The sequence below is a fragment of the uncultured Kocuria sp. genome (assembly GCF_947500125.1).
Taxonomy (GTDB): domain Bacteria; phylum Actinomycetota; class Actinomycetes; order Actinomycetales; family Micrococcaceae; genus Kocuria.
Genome location: NZ_CANMRA010000004.1, coordinates 60,771 through 78,426, shown reverse-complemented (window position 1 = coordinate 78,426; position 17,656 = coordinate 60,771). Strand labels below are relative to the sequence as shown.

The following is a 17,656-nucleotide window of genomic DNA, read 5'->3' as shown; positions in this document are numbered from 1 at the left end:
TCCTCAGGAACGATGGCCGAGCACCCGTTGGTGTGACCCCGGCACGGTCCGGGCCCACCGGCACCTCAGACCCCGGCCTCGCGTGCGCCGCCGTCGTCGGTCCCGTCGTCGGTCCCGTCGTCCGGAGGCGTGTACGGGCGCAGGCCGAACCTGGTGAGGAGCACCGCCCCGACGGCGGTCACGAGCACGGCCGCCGTGACGACTGCCCCGACGACCGGCACGAGTCCGATCACCTGCAGGGCCGCGACGAGCACGGCCGTGCCCAGCGCCGCAGCCCGGGGCGTCGACCAGGTCCGCCCGAGGCGATGGAGGATGCGGTCCCCCAGCGCGCGCCCGGCGGCGAGCAGTCCGTACACCGTGATCGCCCCGAGCCCGAGCAGCACGATCCCGGCGACCGGGATGAGGAACAGCGTGAAGATCATCGACGCCACCAGGGGAAGAGCCGCGATCAGCACCAGGGTGCCCAGCGCGCCGCTGATCACGGGGAAGGCCGTGGCCGCGGCCGCCGTGCGGTGCAGCGGGCGGGGCGCCAGGCGCGCGGCCAGCCAGGCGAGACCCGCCATGACGGCCACCCCTGCCAGGGACCACAGGGCCCGTTCCGCAGGCGCGCGCGATCGCCTGCTCCGCTCGAGCACCGTCGCCGGACCGGGCTCCTCGGTGACGCTGCCCCGCACCATTGTTCCCGGCTCCCGAGTGAGCGCGCCTCCGGCGGCCGCGACGTCACCGGTGATCTCCGCGGTGCCGGTGAGGGCCGCCGTCCCGCCGAGGACCGTCAGGTCCCCGGCGACCCGGCCGCTGATCCGGACCTCGCCGGCGAGCACGGTCAGGGAACCGCGATGCTCGGCGTCCTCCGCCACGACCACCGTCCCGCCGGCCACGACCGTGTCCCCGACGAGGATCTGACGCTCGTCGACGACGTGGTGCTGCTGGGTGATCAGGGTCACGGAGTAGCGGCCGGTGTCCGCCGGTGCGCTGCATCCCGTGACGAGGAGGCCCAGGAGCAGCAGGACCAGGAGCAACGGGCACGTGCGACGGGTCGGGGCCGAGGTCATGCGGGCTCCTCCTCCTCGGCTCTCCGCCGGTCCGGAAGGACGAACAGGAGGACGGTGACGCTGAACAGGAGCAGGCTGATCGCGGCCACGGCCCGCAGGTGCGCGGCGAACGGCAGCTCGGCCGCCGCCCACCCGATCGACAGCGCGGTGCTCAGGAACGTCGCCAGCCAGCCGGAGACGCCGACCCCGAGGGCGGCGTTGCGCGCGATCGTGGCAGGGGTGGAGAAGTCCGCCCAGAGGGCGAAGTTCAGCACCGTGTAGATGCTCACCGCCACCGCGTACAGCAGCGGCATCCCCAGCGGGGCCGGCAGTTCGGGAGTCGTCAGGGCGTGGAGCACGTAGTTGAGCTGGACCAGGGCGAAGAGTCCGAAGATCCAGCCCAGCAGGACCCGCTGCCCCAGGGCCGGGTAGAGGATCCCGGCGAGCACGGCCGCGAGCACGTGCGTGGCCCCGATCGCCCACAGCGTCGCCGGGTCGCTCGAGTGCCAGGCGGAGCCGATGTAGACGGGGGTGTCGACGATGCGCAGGAAGCCCAGGCTGTCGATGAAGTAGACGCCGAACATGAGCACCAGGGCCAGCGTGAACGCACGTCCCGGCCAGCCCCGGGACCGCGCGCGGTGACGGACGAAACGGCCGGTCCCGTACCGGGGCAGGTGATGCTGTTCGGCGAGGCGGGCCGTCACCGTCCACGGGGCGAAGGCGAGGACGACCAGGCCCACGGCGCCGGGGACCATCAGCCACAGCAGCTGGGCGGCGAACTGCTCGATCCGCCAGTCCGAGGAGAACACCGCGGCGGGCAGGAACGCCGCCGAGGTCACCACGGCCGCGACGGCGCCCCGGTGCCGGGTGGGCACCAGGTCGCAGGTGAGGCCGAAGAGGCTGGGCACCCCGAGACCCAGCCCGATCGAGGCGACCACGATCCACACGAGCAGACCCGCCTCGCTGCGCAGCTGGGGTGCCACGGCGGTGAGCGCGGTCTGCAGGACCACCACGACCGCCAGCAGCCGCAGCTTGAGCTCGAAGACCTCGCTCCACCGCCGGTGGTGCATCACCAGTCCCGTCCCCATCGCCACGAGCAGCGTCAGCCCGGCCAGCAGCGCCATCGACCGGGCGATCCGCTCCTCCGGCAGGCCGATCACCCGCGTGCCCAGATCGACCAGACCCAGCTGCACGAAGGTGAGGTTGTAGAAGTACCCCGCCGATGCGGCGGCCACGAACAGGCCGACGCCGAACCAGGGGACCCACCCGCCGCCCGGGACACGGGACCTCATCGGGGCTCCGTCCCCGGCGCGGTCCCCGGCGGAGCGGATCGCGACCATCGTTGCTCACCCCGTCCCCAGCCTTGCTCCCGACAGTGCTCGTGGCCAGACTAATCACCGACAGCACCGCGACGGAGTCCCATGACAGCACGCTCCCGGAGGACGGAGTCCACGATGGCCGGTGAAGTGCACGCAGCCCTGGACCGGGCGATGGCGCTCGGCGGTCTCCTCCTGCCGGATCACCGGAAGCACGTCGGCGGGACCACCGACGGAGCCACCGTCGCCGAGCACCTGAGCGACCTCTCGGTCGAGGCGCCGTCGGTCACCCGCGAGGGAGTGCAGGGACTGCGGGCGCGCAGACGGGTCCGGCAGGTCGTCACCGCGGCCGCCGGTCCGGGTGCGGTGCTCGCTCTGGCCGCTCTCCGCTTCGCCCTCCCGGCGGGCACTCCCCCGATCCGGTCCTCGGGACCGTCAGGCACGGCACGGGCCGTCGCCGCGCTGGAGAAGGTGTCCATCGGCGGCAGTGAGCAGTGGATCCTCATCCGCTCCCAGGACGTCCGCAACCCCGTCGTGCTGTTCCTCCACGGCGGCCCCGGCACCTCGCAGCTGACGTCGAACCGGCGGGGCACCCGGGAGCTCGAGCGGTTCTTCACCGTGGTGAACTGGGATCAGCGCGGCGCCGGCAAGTCCTATGCGGCCATCGCCGACACCGGCCGGATGACCATCGACCAGTTCGTCGAGGACACCGGAGAGCTGACCCGGCACCTCCTGGCCAGGTTCCACCAGGATCGCCTCGTGCTGGTCGGTCACTCCTGGGGAAGCATCATCGGCGCCCTGACCGTGGCGCGGCACCCGGACCTCTTCTCCTGTTACGTCGGCATCGGCCAGGTCGCCGACATGGCCGGAGGCGAGGCCGCCTCCTATCGGTGGACCGTCGAGCAGGCCCGCCGCCACCACGACCGCAGGGCGGTCGCGGCCCTCGCCCGGATCGGCCCGCCGCCGTACCGGGGCGACTGGCAGCGCGCGGTCGTCACCCAGCGACGCCTGCTCGGACGCTTCGGCGGAGAGGTCCACGACAGCCGGACCGGGGCGCTGGGCCTGGTGCTGCGCGGTCTGGTCTGCTCCCGGGAGTACACCCTGGGCGACCGGATCAACTTCTTCCGGGGCGTCATGGGCTCCATGGAGCTGCTGTGGCCCGAGCTGCTCGAGGTGAACCTGCGGGAGACGGTCCCGGAGCTGCGGGTCCCGGTGTTCTTCGTGGAAGGACGGCACGACCACGAGGCCCCGGCGGAGCTGGCCGAGCAGTACTTCGACGCCCTGGCCGCCCCCTCGAAGGAACTGGTCTGGTTCGAGGACTCCGCCCATCTGCCCCATGCCGAGGAGAGGGACCGGTTCACCCGGTTCATGGTGGAGAGGGTCCGGCCCGTCGCCACCCGCCACGACGGCCTGTGATGGGCCTCACCCCCGGCGGGACGCCGACGTACCGGAGCGGGGCGGACCGCTCCGGCCCGCCCCGCTCCGGCCCCGTCGATCAGACGAACAGCGCGGTGACCCGCATGAGGGTCGCTGTCACTCCGTAGACGAGCGGGACCCCGACGAGGACCCAGCCCAGTGCCAGTCGTGCCTTGCTCATGTCAGGACTCCTTCGCGAGGACCGTGGTGTCGGACGATGCGGGCTCGTGGTACTTGGCGTCCACCGGCTTCACCAGGAGGTTGGCGACGAAGCCGACGACCAGCAGGCCGACCATGGTCAGCAGCGCCGGCTGGTACGCCTGCGACGTGAGCTCCCCGGGCGTGCCCTGCGCGTCGAGGAACGCGTTGACGATGAGGGGCCCGGCGATGCCCGCGGCGGACCATGCGGTGAGCAGGCGGCCGTGGATGGCCCCCACCTGGAAGGTCCCGAAGAGGTCCCGCAGGTAGGCCGGGACCGTGGCGAAGCCGCCGCCGTAGAACGAGATGATCACGAAGGCCAGCAGCACGAACAGCAGCGTGGAGGTCGAGCCGAACAGCGCCAGCACGGTGTAGAGGACCGCCCCGACGCCGAGGTAGACCATGTAGATGCGCTTGCGCCCGAGGATGTCGGAGGTGGTGGACCACACGAAGCGCCCGCCCATGTTGCCGATGGACAGCAGGCCCACGAAACCGCCGGCCACGGCCACCGTCACGAGGGAGGCGCCGTCCGCCTGGCGGAAGAAGTCCTGGATCATCGGGGCGGCCTGCTCGAGGATGCCGATGCCGGCCGTCACGTTGCAGAACAGCACGATCCACACCAGCCAGAACTGCCGGGTGCGGATGGCGTTGCGGGCCGAGACGTGGTTCTTGGTGACGAGATCCTTCGACTTGACCTTCGACGGGTCGAATCCCTCGGGCTTCCAGTCGGCGGCCGGGACCTTGATCGTGAACGCCCCGAAGAGCATGTACGCGAGGTAGACGACCGCGAGGGTCAGGAACAGCTTGCCGACGGCGTCCCCGCTCGCCACCCAGCCCGGTGTGCCGGAGTCGGGGTCGTAGAAGTTGAGCAGGGCCGCCGAGAGGGGGCTGGCGATCAGCGCGCCGCCGCCGAAGCCCATGATCGCCATGCCCGTGGCGAGGCCGGGACGGTCGGGGAACCACTTGATCAGCGTGGAGACGGGCGAGATGTAGCCGATGCCCAGGCCGATGCCGCCGATGACCCCGTAGCCCAGGTAGACGAGCCAGAGCTGCTCGGTGAAGATCCCGAGCGCGCCGACCAGGAACCCGCCGGACCACAGCAGCGCCGCGGTGAACATCGCCCTGCGCGGCCCGCCGGTGTCCACCCACGTGCCGAACACGGCGGCGGACAGGCCCAGCATGACGATCGCGATGGAGAAGATGATGCCGATCTGGGTGAGGCTCGCGTCGAAGTGCGCCACCAGCGCGTTCTTGTACACGCTGGTGGCGTAGGCCTGACCGATGCACAGGTGCACCGCGAGGGCGGCCGGCGGTATGAGCCAGCGGTTGAATCCCGGTGGTGCCACCGAGTGCTGCCGATCAAGCCATCCCATGCCCCGACTCCTCATCTGCTGCGGACGCTGCGCGAAGGGCGCGATCCGGACCGAACTCGCACGCCCGGTCCGGCACCCGATGGTGAAGCATGTCACATCGAGCCGAAAAACGGGAAGCACCCTGCCGACCGGCGTGCCGGACCGGGCCGCTCAGCCGCCGCGCAGGGACCGCCACACCCGCCGCCAGAAGGCGATGAAGCCCCGCTCCGCCACGACCTGCTCGAGCCGCTCGATCTGCCGGGACTGGGCGCGGACCACGTCCAGGAGCTCGTGCGCGAGCTCCTCGGCGGCGTCCAGCCGCCGATGCAGGGCACCAGCCTCTTCGGCTGCGGCCCGGCGCAGGTACAGCGGCAGGCCGACCCCGTTCTCCGCGCTCCACTGCCGCAGGTAGCGGTCGCGCACCGTCAGCTCGCCCCGCGCCGCGGAGGGCCCCTCTGCGCGCTCCTGCGCCGCGGGCGGGCGCGCCGGGAGCAGACCCACGGTGAACGTCTCGAGGAAGCGGAGCGTGAACTCCCAGCCCTCCGCGGCGCCGAGGGTCTCGTCGTAGTCGCCCAGCACCCCGTGCACGGCCCGCCGGTACAGGAACGGCCGGTCGACGGCCGTGCGGTCACCGTCCAGCACGTCGGTGAGGGTGAGCACGTCCCGGTCCGGCCGCACGAGCTCACGTCCCGGCCGGCGGGACGGCCCCACCTCGACGCCCCCCGGCGTGCCCTCGGCCTGCACCACGACCCCGTCGTCGGTCACGAGCGGGTCCTCGAGGTGGGCCACGGCACGCTGCAGGAGCGTGGGGGGCCAGGGATCGGTTCCCTCGTGCCGGACGACGAGCTCCGAGTCCACGGCCCCCAGCCCGCGGTTGGCGGCCACCGCGGGACCGAGAGCCCTGCGGTGGTGGAGGACCGTCGCGCGCCCCGCGAGCTCGTCCCGCCGCGGCGCCAGGGCCTCGTCCACCTCGGCGGGATCGCCGCCGTCGTTCACCACGACCAGCCGCCAGTCGGTGAACGTCTGCGCCAGGAGGTCGTCGACGGCACGGCGCAGACCGGCCGGACCGTCGCGGTGCCGCAGCACGACCGCGACCGTGGGGCGCTCGGGTGGCACCACGGGGACGGTGTACCGGCGCCGGAGGGCACGCACCACCGGCGCGCCGACCCCGCGCGGCGGCACCGCGGCGACCGGCGCGGACTGCGGTGCCCCTCCGCGCAACGCCCCTGCCACGTCGTCCCACCATCGGGCCGCCGCCGCCCGGACCGCCGGCTCGGCGTCCGCCAGGGCGGCGCGCACGGCCCCGCGGTGCTCCACCGCCTCCGTGGCCCACTGCTGGACGGCCGCAGGGGTGTCCCATGCCACGTCCCCCGGGGTGAGCAGTGCTGCCAGGGGCACGACGCCGTCCCCCAGCCCCCAGCACGCCAGGACGGCATTCATGCTGTCGAGAGAATATTTGTCGGGAGCCACGGGGAGCACGACCGCTCGCGCCGCCAGACCGAGGGCCGCGCCGCGGGGACAGGTGGTCAGGACCCAGTCCGCCCGGAGGGCGGCCGCTCCCGCCCCGCCCTCGTCCGGCAGGGTCCGGCGGACGTCGTCCCGCAGCAGCGCGGCCACCTCCGCCGCGAACTCCTCGTCGGCGCAGGCGCCGCCACAGGCCAGGAGCGTGACCGTTCCTCCTGTCCGGTGCACCAGGGCGTCCAGCACGGAGGCGAGCACCGGGGCGACCTGCTCCGGCGGAAAGGGGCCGGCCGGCCGCGCCACCGCGGCGACGATCCGGGGCGGCGCCGCAGGTTCCTCCTGCTCCCGCCGCCGCTCGGCCGGCCCGTCCAGCTCCCCGGGGCGCCGCGTCGCGCTGTCCCCCTCGGGCGCTGGTGCCGGGGCGGCTGGCACCGGGAGGAGGAGCGCGTCCTGCCGGCCGACCCGCAGACCGGGGTGCTCGGGACACAGCCGGCGGGCCACCGCCAGGGACGCCTCGTCCCGCAGGCCCACGACGGACGCGATCGAGAGCAGCCGGCGCACGGTCTCCTCCGGAACGGGACCGGCACCGAGGTCCAGACCGCTGACGACGACGGGCCGGCCGGCATCCGCCGCGGCCCGCGAGCGCCCGAGCCAGTGGCCGAGCTGGGCCTCGTCCGCCGGCGCACCCGCCCCGAGGCCGACCAGCAGGAGCGCCCCCGCCTCCGGACCGCGTTCGAGCGCGCGATCCCCGGGCTCCCACTGGTCCCGCACGGGTGCCGCGTGCACCGGCTCCCCGGCCGGGCCGACGGGCCGTGCGTCGATCCCGCGCAGGGCGAGCTCCGCGAGGAGTCCGCGGAGCTCGTGCTCCGCCCCCGGGAGGCGCCCCGGCGCGCCCGGCCCCGGGAGAACGTCGATGTGCATGTCGGAACGGACCTCCCTTCGACCGATGCGTGCTCCCCCATTCTTCCAGCCGTGCCCGCGGCTGCGGGCCTGCCGGCACGAGCGCCCCCGCGTCCAGCACCGTCCACAGCGCCGCCCACCACCGCGGCCGGGCCCCGTCGGGCCGGGGTGCGGTGTGCGGAGTTCCAGGTCCGCACGGAATCCCCTTGCCCGCGCGCGGGCGGAACCGCCACTCTGGAGGGACACAGTGCACCATCTCCACCGGCGTCGCCCGTCCGGAGGACTCCGCGCCCTGGGACCCCCGCCACCCCGCCGTATATTCCTGCCAGAACATATGATGGGTCGACGTCGGACGCGCCCCGGGACACGGCCCTCCCGCCGCCGGACCCGGCCGGCGATCCCCGGCCCCGGAGATCCCGCCCATCTCATCGCGGGAGACGTCGAGGAGTCCCACCATGTTGAATGCAGCCGTCATCAGCCCCCAGCCCATGACGCGCATCGCGATGCAGCGCGAGTCCGTCGACCACCCCGAGCACGGCGTGCAGGTGAGCGCGGTGGCCGGCACCGTCCCGGACTTCCTCGCCCAGAACCCGGCCGAGGAGATGGTGGTCCTGCTGAGCCTGAACACCCAGGACGGTCGCAGCCTCGTGCAGAACGTCACGGACCTCACCGCGCAGGAGCACACTGTGGTGATGCTGGCGCCGCCGGACGACCTCGCCCGGGTCCGCTCCGCGTTCGCCTGCGGCGCGTCCGGAGCGGTGGGCAAGTGCGAGCCCATCCGGACCGTGTTCCGCACCATGCGTCTCTCCCGGCAGCTGGGCCACTTCGTGAGCGACATGCTCCAGTCGGCCCTGGCCGAGCTCCCCAGCCAGGCCCCGGCGAAGCTCTCCGCCCGGGAGCGCGAGGTGCTCGCGCTCTACGTGGACGGCCTCCAGGAGCAGGAGGTGGCCGCGCTGCTGCAGATCGCGGAGTCCACGGTGGAGGAGCACCTCAAGCGGATCCGCCGCAAGTACGCGCTGGTGGAGCGGCCGGCCCGCACCAAGCTCGAGCTCTACAAGCGGGCCGTCGAGGACGGGATCATCCCGCCGGTGCTGCCGCTGGCCTGAGCACCGGGCCGGAGCGTCGTGGCCGGAGCGTCGTGGCCGGACCGTTGCGTCGGTGCCGTTGTGCCGCGTCGAGGACGCTCCTACGCTGGTGGGAGCACCACCCTGCGCCGTTCCGCGCCCCCACCGGAACTCCAGCCCCGGCGGGGCCGAGCGCCCGGACCGCTCCGAGTCCGCCCGAGACCCTTCCGGCACCGCCGACGACGGTCTGCGCACCGCCGCCGAGCACGAGCAGCAGCCCGGGGGCGCGCACCCCGCCCACAGGAAGCCAGTCCCATGAACGCCGTGGACCGCGGGGAGCACGACCACGAGACCGCCCGCCAGCTCGAGAGGCTCCGGAACCATCTGACCGGGACGCTCGTCGAACCCGACGACCCGCTCTACGACGAGGCGAGACGCGTCTGGAACGGCATGATCGACGTGCGGCCCCGGGCGATCGTGCGCGCCGGCGCCGTGTCCGACATCGATCCCGTGCTGGCCGCCGCCCAGCACACGCACCTTCCACTGGCCGTCCGCGGCGGCGGGCACGGTGTGGCCGGCCACGGCACCGTGGAGGGCGGACTCGTCCTGGACCTCGGCCCGCTGCGCGGGGTCGAGGTGGATCCCGCGACCCGCCTCGTGACGGTGGAGCCCGGCGCGACCCTCGCCGACGTCGACCGCGCGACCGTCCCGCACGGGCTCGCGGTGCCCCTGGGCGTGGTGAGCGCCACCGGGGTCGCGGGACTGACCCTCGGCGGAGGGGTGGGGTGGCTGACCCGCAGCAACGGGCTGAGCCTCGACAACCTCGTGCACGCCGAGGTGATCACCGGGACCCGGGAGCACCTGCACGCCAACGCGGAGCACAACCCGGACCTGTTCTGGGGCATCCGCGGCGGCGGGGGGAACTTCGGGGTGGTGTCCTCCTTCACGTTCCGGGCTCGGGAGCTGCCCCCGTCCGTGCTCGGCGGGAACCTGATCTACGGGCGCGAGAAGTGGCGCACGGCGCTGCAGGCGTACGCCCGCTGGACGGCCGACCTCCCGGACGAGATGAACGGCATCCTCTCGATCCTCCGGCTGCCGCCCAGCTTCGGGATGGGCGACGAGCCCTGGCTGCTCATCGGCTTCGCCTGGATGTCGCCCGACCACGCCGAGGGCCTGCGCCTGGTCGAGCGGCTGCGGGCCGACGCCCCACCGGACGAGGAGGAGGTGGGCCCGGTGCAGTGGACCGAGTGGCAGTCGGCCATGGACGAGCTCTTCCCGAAGGGTGCGCGCGCGTACTGGAAGAACGCCTCCTTCTCCCGCCTGGACGACGAGGTGGTCGACGCCCTGCTCGGCGTGGCCTCGGAGATCACCTGGTTCGGCACGGGCATCGACATCCACCACATGGAGGGCTTCTTCGGGCGGGTCCCGGCCGGGGCCACCGCCTTCCCCAACCGGTCCGCGCGATACTGGCTCAACGTCTACGGCTACTGGCAGGACGCCGCCGAGGACGCCCGCCTCACGGCGTTCGCCCGCAGGGTCCACGCCGCCATGGAGCCCTTCGCCGATCACGGCCAGTACGTGAACTTCCTCGGCGCCGAGCACGGCCCGGTCACGCCCGATGCGGCGCTCCAGGCCTACGGGGAGCGGACGCACCGGCGGCTCGTGGAGCTGAAGGACCGCTACGACCCCGGCAACCTCCTCCGCCGCAACCACAACATCCTGCCGAGCACCGGCTGAGGACGCCCCTGGTCCGGCCGCCGCCCCGGGAGCACGCCCGGGGCAGCGGGGTCCCGCGGTCGGCCGGGCTCCGAGCGCAGGATCGCGGGTCGTGGCGCGCGGGTCGCGGTGCCGGGTCAGGGGGCGCCGAGCAGCCGGAGCACGGCCGCCGCGACGGCCCCCAGCACGACGACCACGAGGAACGGCGCGCGCAGCACCAGGGCGATCCCCGCCACGAGGAGCGCCCCGAGCCGGGCGTCGAGGACCAGGGCCTGGCCGGAGCCGAACGCGTTCATGACCACGAGCGCGGCGAGCAGGCCCACGGTGACGGTGCCCGCCATGCGCCCGACGCGCGGGTCGTCCAGCACCCGGTCCGGCACGAGGTAGCCGACGAGCTTCAGGGCGTAGGCGAGCGCGCACGCCCCGAGCACCCAGAACCACAGGCTCACGCCCCCGCCTCCTTCGCGCCCGGGCGGCACGCCGCGCCGGAGGCGGCCCCGGCCGAGCCGGTGCCGCGCGAGCGGCCCAGGAACGCCGCGACCACGGCGGCCACGAGGATCGGCAGCCCCGCCGGCAGCACGGGGATGGTCAGGGCCGTGACGAGACCGCAGACCACCGCGACCGCCACGGGCTCCCGGGCGCTCAGCCGCGGCCACAGCAGGCCCAGGAACGCGGCCACGGCGGCGCCGTCCAGGCCCCACCGGGCGGGGTCGCCCAGGGCGTTGCCGAGCAGGGCGCCCAGCACGGTGAACAGGTTCCAGAGCACGAACACGCCCAGTCCCGCGGTCCAGAACCCCCGCCGCTCCTCGACGGGATGGGTCTGGGACGAGGCAGCCGCGTTGGACTCGTCGATGGTCACGTGCGCGGCGAGGAGCCGGCGCCAGCCGCGCGGGCGGACGAGGGCGTTCATGCTCATCCCGTAGACGGCGTTGCGCACCCCCAGCAGCGTGGCGGCCCCCAGCGCGGAGGCACCGGCGCCCCCGCCCGAGACCACGCCGATGAAGGCGAACTGGGAGCCGCCCGTGAACATGAGCGCGGACAGGGCGACGGTCTGCCAGAAGGTCAGTCCCGCCGCCACGGACAGGGCCCCGAAGGAGATGCCGTACAGCCCGGTGGCCGCGGACACGGACAGCCCGATCCGGACCGCCGGCGAGGAGCGCCAGTCGACGGGGGCCGCGTGGCTCACGACGCCCCGGTGCGGGGGGCGGACGAACTGCCCATGCTCGGCGCGGGCTCCCCCGCGCTCTCGGGCGGCTCGGCCGGCGCCCGGCGACCCTGGGCGGCGTCGAGCGCGTCCAGGGCCTGGATCAGGGCGAGGTGGGTGAAGGTCTGGGGGAAGTTGCCGGTCATCCGCCGCTGCTCGGGCGACCACTCGGTGGAGAGCAGCCCGAGGTCGTTGGCGCGGGACAGCACGGAGTCCACGAGCTTCCGGGCGCTGTCCGTGCGGCCCGACCGCGCGTACTGGGCGGCCAGCCACAGGGAGGCGCCGAGGTGCGGGTTGTCCTGGCCCGGGAAGCCGTCCACCCCGATGACCCCGGCGTACGCGTCGGGGTCCTCGGGGTCCACCGGGCCCAGGACGTTGCGGTAGCGGTGGATCAGTCCGCTGGGGTGGCGCAGCTCCTCCTCGATCCGCCGCACGGTCCCGAGCATCCGCTCGTCGTCGTAGGCCACGAAGCCCACCTGCGGCAGCTGGAGCAGGGAGGCGTCCACGGTCTTCGCCCCGTAGTGCTGGACGAAGGAGCCGGCCTCGGGGTCGTAGCCGCTCGTCCAGATCTCCTCGGCGAGCGCGTCCCGCAGCTGTTCCCACAGCTGCGCGTCGCCGGGCAGGCCGTGCACGCGCACGGCGTCCACGCCGCACTGGAGGGCCGCCCACATCAGCACGCGCGAGTGCGTGTAGTACTGCCGTTCGCCGCGCATCTCCCAGAGACCCTGGTCCGTGACCTCGTAGTTCTCCACGACCGAGCGCAGCATCGCCTGCTGCAGGGGCCAGGAGAGGTGGTCCTCCACGGCGCCGCGGCGGCGGAGCCTCTCGAAGACCACCATGACGTGGCCCACGGCGTCGGACTGGTGCTGGCCCGCGGCGCCGTTGCCCTCGCGGACCGGCCGGGAGCGCTCGTAGCCGGGCAGGTCGAGCTGGTGCTCGCGCCCGCGGCGCTCCCCGGCGACCCCGTAGATGTTCTGCAGGTCGTGCGGGTCGCCCGCCACGGAGCGCAGCAGCCAGTTGCGCAGCTGCGCGGCCTCGCGGTCGTGGCCGTGGTCGAGCATCACCTCGAGGGCCATCGCGGCGTCCCGCAGCCAGGCGAAGCGGTGGTCCCAGTTGCGCTCCCCGCCGACCACGTCCGGCAGGGAGGTGGTCGGGGCGGCCACGAGCCCGCCCGTCTCCTGGTGCATCAGGGCCCGCACCACGAGCAGCGAGCGCCGGACCACCTCGGAGCGCCGGGCCACGGCGTGGCCGCGGACCGGGACGATGTGCACCGGCTCGTCCTCCGCCACCGCCGGCGGGGAGTACAGCCCGGACCAGTCCTGCCACAGCTCCACGGTGCGGGTGAGCTGCTCGTTGACGTCGACGGGCGCCGGCGGCGTGCGGTGGGACGGGAAGTGCGTGAGGACGAAGTCCCGTGCCTGACCGGCGGAGACGGTGAAGGTCCCGCGGTGGCGGCGCTGGTCGTCGTCGTCCGTGGACTCGGGCAGGGGCTCCCCGCGCAGCACGAGGGCGTCCGGGCCGGCCATGGCCACGAGCATGGGCGGGGCCGGGTCGCCGCCGCCGGGGTCCTCCTCCCCCTCGAAGCGGCTCACCCAGGGGACCACGGCGCCGTAGCCGAATCGCACCCGCAGCTCGTGGTACATCTCGACCTCGCCCGTGAGGCCCTCGACGCGGCGGACCACGTCCGTGCGGGAGGTCAGCGGGAGGAAGTCGGTCACCCGCACGGAGCCGGAGTCCGTGACCCACACGGTCTGCAGCACGAACGTGTTCTCCACGTAGAACCGCTCGGCGACCTGGGCGCCGCCCTCGTCCTCGTCGAGGACCTCGCCGCCGGCCTCCGCCACGACCGTGCACGCGGGGGCGAGCAGCCACCGCCCGTGGTCGGCCTCCCCGAGCAGGGCGCCGAAGACCGAGGGGGAGTCGAACCGGGGCGCGCACAGCCAGTCGATGGACCCGGTGCGGGAGACGAGCGGACCCGTGCGCATGTTCGAGAGCAGGGCGTAGTCCTCGATCAGTGAAGCCATGCCTCAAGATTCGCACACCTGCGGCGAGCGGTCGGGCACCGGGGTGCGGATATACCCCTCAGGGGTATACAGTGGGGGCAGGACGACCGAGGAGGAGCTCATGACGCAGACCCTGCCGCCGCACGGGTACAGCCACGACAAGGATGCCTGGCTCAAGCGGCTGCGCCGCATCGAGGGACAGGTCCGCGGCATCCACCGGATGGTCGAGGAGGACAAGTACTGCATCGACGTCCTCACCCAGGTCTCCGCGGTCCAGTCCGCCCTCAAGGCCGTGAGCCTCGGCCTGCTGGACGAGCACCTGAACCACTGCGTGGTGGGCGCCGTCGAGGCCGCCCAGGAGTCCGGGGACGTCGCCCGCATCGACGACAAGCTGCAGGAGGCGTCCGCGGCCATCGCGCGCCTGCTGAAGAGCTGATCCGCCCCCCCCCCCCCCCTCTCCGGACCACCGATCCCCTGAACGAAGCCACCGACCCCCAGAGGAGACCATCGTGCAGACCACCGTCAACGTTTCCGGAATGACCTGCGGCCACTGCGTCATGTCCGTCACCGAGGAGCTCACCGAGCTGGAGGGCGTCGAGTCCGTCGACGTCGACCTCGTGGCCGACGGGGTCTCCCCCGTCGTCCTGACCTCCTCCCGCGAGCTGTCGGAGGACGAGATCAAGGAGGCCGTCGAGGAAGCGGGGTACACCGTTGCCTGACACCCGCACGCCCGTCCCCACCGAGGTCGCCGGGCCGCTGCGCACCCTCGAGCTCGAGATCACGGGCATGACGTGCTCCTCGTGCGTCAGCCGGGTCGAGAAGAAGCTGGGCAAGCTCGACGGCGTCGACGCGTCCGTCAACCTCGCCCTCGAGACCGCCACCGTCCACGTGCCCGAGGGCGTGAGCGACGAGCAGATCGTCGAGACGGTCGAGAAGGCCGGGTACGGGGCCGCCCTCAAGAACGCGCCCGGGGACGACGACGCGTCCGCCCCGGACGACTCCGACGCCATGACCAGGGTCGCCGGGCGCGAGGCGTCGTCACTGCGCTCGCCCGAGTCCCTGCGCCGGCGCCTCCTCGTGGCGGCCGCGTTCTCCCTCCCGGTGTTCGTGATCTCGATGCTGCCCGGCTTCCAGTTCCCGCACTGGGGCTGGGTGGTCGCGGTCCTGAGCCTGCCGGTCGTGACGTGGGCGGCATGGCCGTTCCACCGCTCGGCGGCGATCAACGCCCGGCACTTGACCTCCACCATGGACACCCTCGTGTCCCTGGGCGTGTCCGCGGCCTATCTGTTCTCGCTGTGGAACCTGCTCCGCGAGCCCGGCATGACGGCCGGCGCGATGCTCGGCCACGCGATGGACATGAGCGGGCACCAGCTCTACTTCGAGACCGGCGCCCTCGTCACCGCGTTCCTGCTGCTGGGCCGCTACCTGGAGGCCCGGGCGAAGGCCCGATCCGGCGAGGCGCTGCGCGCGCTGCTGGAGCTCGGCGCGAAGGACGCGGTGGTCCTGCGGGACGGCGTCGAGACGAGCCTGCCCGCGGAGCAGCTGCGCCCGGGGGACCTGGTCGTCGTGCGCCCCGGCGAGAAGATCGCCGCCGACGGCGTGGTCGTGGACGGCCGCTCGGCCGTGGACACCTCCCTGCTCACCGGTGAGTCCCTGCCGGTGGAGGTGGAGGTCGGCGACGCCGTCACCGGCGCCACGATCAACACCAACGGCCGCCTGCTGGTCGAGGCGACCCGCGTGGGCGCCGACACCACCCTGGCCCAGATGGGCCGGATGGTGTCCCGGGCGCAGTCGAGCAAGGCCCCCGTGGCCCGGCTGGCCGACCGGATCTCCGGGGTCTTCGTCCCGGTCGTCCTGGTGCTCGCCCTGGCCACGCTGGCCGGCTGGCTGCTGCTGACCGGGGACGTGAACGCGGCCTTCGTGGCCGCGGTCTCCGTGCTCGTGATCGCCTGCCCCTGCGCCCTCGGCCTGGCCACCCCCACGGCCCTGCTGACCGGCACGGGCCGGGGCGCGCAGCTGGGCATCCTGATCAAGGGCGCCGAGGTGCTCGAGGACACCCGCACCGTGGACACCGTGGTGCTCGACAAGACGGGCACCGTCACGAGCGGCCAGCTCTCCGTCGCGGCCGTGACGCCCGTGTCCGGGTACTCCCGGGACCAGGTGCTGGACCTCGCGGCCACCGTGGAGCAGCACTCCGAGCACCCCATCGCGCGGGCCGTGGCCGCGGCCACCCCGCACCGGTTCCCGGTCTCCGGGTTCGTCTCGGCCCCCGGCGGCGGTGTGCGCGCCCACGTCACGGACGGGATGCACTCCCGCTCGGTGGTGGTCGGGCGCACCACCTGGCTGGCCGAGAACGGCGTGCGTCTGGACGGCGCCCAGCTCGACGCCCTGCGGCGCGCCCAGGAGGGCGGGTTCACCACGATCCTCGTGGCCGTGGACGGAGCCCTCGTCGGTTTCGTCGACCTGCGCGACACCGTCAAGGACGACGCCCGCGAGGCGATCGCGCGGCTCAAGGAGCTGGGCCTGCGGCCCATGCTGCTGACCGGCGACAACGAGCCGGTGGCACGGGCCGTCGCCGCGGAGGCCGGCATCGCCGACGAGGACGTCGTCGCGGACGTCAGCCCGGAGGGCAAGGTCGCGGTGGTCCGCGACCTGCAGGACGACGGCCGCGTGGTCGCCATGGTCGGCGACGGCGTCAACGACGCCGCGGCCCTGGCGCAGGCCGATCTCGGGATCGCGATGGGCGCCGGCACGGACGCGGCGATCGAGGCCGCGGACATCACGGTGGTGCGCAGCGACGTCGGCTCGGTGCCCACGGCCATCGCCCTGTCCCGACGGACCCTCTCGATCATCAAGTCGAACCTGTTCTGGGCCTTCGCCTACAACACGGTGGCCATCCCCGTGGCGGCCGCGGGCCTGCTCAACCCCGTGATCGCGGGCGCCGCCATGGCCTTCAGCTCCGTGTTCGTGGTGCTGAACTCCCTGCGGCTGCGGAGCTTCGGCCGCTGAGCCGGCCGTCCCGGACCGCGCCGGACGCACGACGCCCCGGGCAGGACCAAGGGTCCTGCCCGGGGCGTCGTGCGTTCCGCGAGGCCCTGCTCCGGCGTCAGACGGAGCCCGGGTCGACCGGGCTGCCCTTCTCCTCCTCGAGCTCGGGCACGTCGGACTTGTAGTCCTCCTGCGCCACGTCCACGGGGTCCTGGTCGGGGTCGTCCTCCTGCTGGTCGGCCATCCGCTGCTGGACCTTCCGCTCGAACTCCTCGTCGCCCTCGGTGGGCGGTTCCGGCTGCTGGCTCATGCTGGCTCCCGTCGTCCGGTCTCGAGCAGGGCACGGGGGGCCGGCCCTGCTGCGCACGTGCCGCCCAATCTACCCAGCGCCCGGCCGGACGCGACAGGGCTGTCCAGCGGAGCGGGTCCCTCCCGGGAGCGGGCGCGGAGCACGCAGGGCCCGGAACGAGCACGACCCCCGAACGAGCGGGGGTCCGGCTCGTTCGGGGGCCTCAGGCGGGCGGGACGCTCAGGCGCGCGGGGCGGAGCCGTCGTCCTCCGGGCCGTCCTCCGGGCCGGTGCCGTCGGCGGAGCGGCGGCCGAGGAGGTCCTCGCCCTCGGTGTCGGGCCGGACGCGCTGGCCGAACTCGGCCTCGCCGGCGGGCCGTGCGGCCGCCTGCCGGCGGGCCCGGGCCTCCGCGTAGAGCTTGGCCGAGGAGCGGTTGACGCCCGTGCCCGCGCCGAGGTGGGGGTCGTTGGGCTTCTCGACGATCATCAGCGTGGCGCTGATCACGAGCGTCACGATGAACGCGATGCCGGCGGCGATGAAGGCGAGGTCCAGGCGCAGGGCGTTGTCGGTGCCGCCGCTGGCGAAGATCCCCACGGCGACGAACGCGATCGCCGCGAGCACGGCGGACAGGATCAGGGGGCCCTTGACGTCGGCCCGGGAGCCGCCTCTCGAGCCCTTGCGCTGTGCCACTGGTCCTCCTCGTGAACTGATGTCCTCG

General features: G+C 73.7%; 15 protein-coding genes. 6 read left to right on the top strand and 9 right to left on the bottom strand.

Features of this window, described 5'->3' with window-relative positions; translation table 11 throughout:
* Positions 1–65 precede the first annotated feature (65 nt).
* Complete coding sequence (locus Q0817_RS03945; protein WP_298584643.1) at positions 66–1,052, bottom strand: polymer-forming cytoskeletal protein; 987 nt, start codon at positions 1,050–1,052, stop codon at positions 66–68.
* Positions 1,049–2,323: a hypothetical protein gene (locus Q0817_RS03940; protein WP_298584640.1), complete on the bottom strand. Its 1,275-nt coding sequence runs from the start codon at positions 2,321–2,323 to the stop codon at positions 1,049–1,051. The genes Q0817_RS03945 and Q0817_RS03940 overlap by 4 nt, the downstream gene beginning before the upstream one ends.
* Before the next feature lie 129 nt (positions 2,324–2,452).
* Between Q0817_RS03940 and Q0817_RS03935 the strand changes: the two genes are divergently transcribed.
* Complete coding sequence (locus Q0817_RS03935) at positions 2,453–3,763, top strand: alpha/beta fold hydrolase (protein ID WP_298584637.1); 1,311 nt, start codon at positions 2,453–2,455, stop codon at positions 3,761–3,763.
* Positions 3,764–3,945: 182 nt separating this feature from the next.
* Here the strand turns inward: Q0817_RS03935 and Q0817_RS03930 are convergent, their stop codons facing one another.
* Together Q0817_RS03930 and Q0817_RS03925 are read right to left on the bottom strand one after the other, a co-directional pair.
* Positions 3,946–5,334 carry an OFA family MFS transporter gene (locus Q0817_RS03930; protein ID WP_298584634.1) on the bottom strand — a complete coding sequence of 463 codons (1,389 nt, stop codon included), beginning with the start codon at positions 5,332–5,334 and terminating at the stop codon, positions 3,946–3,948.
* A gap of 150 nt (positions 5,335–5,484) precedes the next feature.
* Complete coding sequence (locus tag Q0817_RS03925; protein ID WP_298584632.1) at positions 5,485–7,695, bottom strand: glycosyltransferase family A protein; 2,211 nt, start codon at positions 7,693–7,695, stop codon at positions 5,485–5,487.
* Positions 7,696–8,129: 434 nt separating this feature from the next.
* Between Q0817_RS03925 and Q0817_RS03920 the strand changes: the two genes are divergently transcribed.
* Positions 8,130–8,780, top strand: a complete 651-nt coding sequence (locus Q0817_RS03920; protein WP_298584629.1) for a LuxR C-terminal-related transcriptional regulator — start codon at positions 8,130–8,132, stop codon at positions 8,778–8,780.
* Between the two features lie 273 nt (positions 8,781–9,053).
* The gene (locus tag Q0817_RS03915; protein WP_298584626.1) at positions 9,054–10,475 is read left to right on the top strand and encodes an FAD-binding oxidoreductase; all 1,422 of its coding nucleotides are present in this window, start codon (positions 9,054–9,056) and stop codon (positions 10,473–10,475) included.
* Between the two features lie 116 nt (positions 10,476–10,591).
* Here the strand turns inward: Q0817_RS03915 and Q0817_RS03910 are convergent, their stop codons facing one another.
* From Q0817_RS03910 to Q0817_RS03900, 3 genes are read right to left on the bottom strand one after another with little or no spacing between them, the layout of a single operon-like run.
* Complete coding sequence (locus tag Q0817_RS03910; protein WP_298584623.1) at positions 10,592–10,903, bottom strand: AzlD domain-containing protein; 312 nt, start codon at positions 10,901–10,903, stop codon at positions 10,592–10,594.
* Entirely contained in the window at positions 10,900–11,640 is a 741-nt protein-coding gene (locus Q0817_RS03905) for an AzlC family ABC transporter permease (RefSeq protein WP_298584620.1), read from the bottom strand. The genes Q0817_RS03910 and Q0817_RS03905 overlap by 4 nt, the downstream gene beginning before the upstream one ends.
* Entirely contained in the window at positions 11,637–13,682 is a 2,046-nt protein-coding gene (locus tag Q0817_RS03900) for a glycoside hydrolase family 15 protein (protein ID WP_298584617.1), read from the bottom strand. The genes Q0817_RS03905 and Q0817_RS03900 overlap by 4 nt, the downstream gene beginning before the upstream one ends.
* A 100-nt stretch (positions 13,683–13,782) precedes the next feature.
* Between Q0817_RS03900 and Q0817_RS03895 the strand changes: the two genes are divergently transcribed.
* The 3 genes from Q0817_RS03895 (at position 13,783) to Q0817_RS03885 (ending at position 16,670) form a co-directional block, all read left to right on the top strand.
* On the top strand, positions 13,783–14,097 hold the full coding sequence (locus Q0817_RS03895; RefSeq protein ID WP_298584614.1) for a metal-sensitive transcriptional regulator: 315 nt from the start codon (positions 13,783–13,785) through the stop codon (positions 14,095–14,097).
* 73 nt (positions 14,098–14,170) lie between these two features.
* Entirely contained in the window at positions 14,171–14,380 is a 210-nt protein-coding gene (locus tag Q0817_RS03890; RefSeq protein ID WP_298584611.1) for a heavy-metal-associated domain-containing protein, read from the top strand.
* Between the two features lie 67 nt (positions 14,381–14,447).
* On the top strand, positions 14,448–16,670 hold the full coding sequence (locus tag Q0817_RS03885) for a cation-translocating P-type ATPase (protein ID WP_298584939.1): 2,223 nt from the start codon (positions 14,448–14,450) through the stop codon (positions 16,668–16,670).
* A 97-nt stretch (positions 16,671–16,767) separates the two neighbouring features.
* Here Q0817_RS03885 and Q0817_RS03880 read toward each other — a convergent pair whose 3' ends face one another.
* Positions 16,768–16,959: a hypothetical protein gene (locus Q0817_RS03880; protein ID WP_298584608.1), complete on the bottom strand. Its 192-nt coding sequence runs from the start codon at positions 16,957–16,959 to the stop codon at positions 16,768–16,770.
* 219 nt (positions 16,960–17,178) lie between these two features.
* Positions 17,179–17,628 carry a hypothetical protein gene (locus Q0817_RS03875; RefSeq protein ID WP_298584605.1) on the bottom strand — a complete coding sequence of 150 codons (450 nt, stop codon included), beginning with the start codon at positions 17,626–17,628 and terminating at the stop codon, positions 17,179–17,181.
* Positions 17,629–17,656: the final 28 nt, after the last annotated feature.

What these genes read in the sequence shown, in the direction of transcription:
- Q0817_RS03900 (WP_298584617.1), bottom strand. Translation starts at nt 13,682, where the DNA reads ATGGCTTCACTGATCGAGGACTACGCCCTGCTCTCGAACATGCGCACG.
- Q0817_RS03880 (WP_298584608.1), bottom strand. Translation starts at nt 16,959, where the DNA reads ATGAGCCAGCAGCCGGAACCGCCCACCGAGGGCGACGAGGAGTTCGAG.
- Q0817_RS03940 (WP_298584640.1), bottom strand. Translation starts at nt 2,323, where the DNA reads ATGAGGTCCCGTGTCCCGGGCGGCGGGTGGGTCCCCTGGTTCGGCGTC.
- Q0817_RS03895 (WP_298584614.1), top strand. Translation starts at nt 13,783, where the DNA reads ATGACGCAGACCCTGCCGCCGCACGGGTACAGCCACGACAAGGATGCC.
- Q0817_RS03935 (WP_298584637.1), top strand. Translation starts at nt 2,453, where the DNA reads ATGACAGCACGCTCCCGGAGGACGGAGTCCACGATGGCCGGTGAAGTG.
- Q0817_RS03930 (WP_298584634.1), bottom strand. Translation starts at nt 5,334, where the DNA reads ATGGGATGGCTTGATCGGCAGCACTCGGTGGCACCACCGGGATTCAAC.
- Q0817_RS03885 (WP_298584939.1), top strand. Translation starts at nt 14,448, where the DNA reads ATGACGTGCTCCTCGTGCGTCAGCCGGGTCGAGAAGAAGCTGGGCAAG.
- Q0817_RS03945 (WP_298584643.1), bottom strand. Translation starts at nt 1,052, where the DNA reads ATGACCTCGGCCCCGACCCGTCGCACGTGCCCGTTGCTCCTGGTCCTG.
- Q0817_RS03915 (WP_298584626.1), top strand. Translation starts at nt 9,054, where the DNA reads ATGAACGCCGTGGACCGCGGGGAGCACGACCACGAGACCGCCCGCCAG.
- Q0817_RS03925 (WP_298584632.1), bottom strand. Translation starts at nt 7,695, where the DNA reads ATGCACATCGACGTTCTCCCGGGGCCGGGCGCGCCGGGGCGCCTCCCG.
- Q0817_RS03920 (WP_298584629.1), top strand. Translation starts at nt 8,130, where the DNA reads ATGTTGAATGCAGCCGTCATCAGCCCCCAGCCCATGACGCGCATCGCG.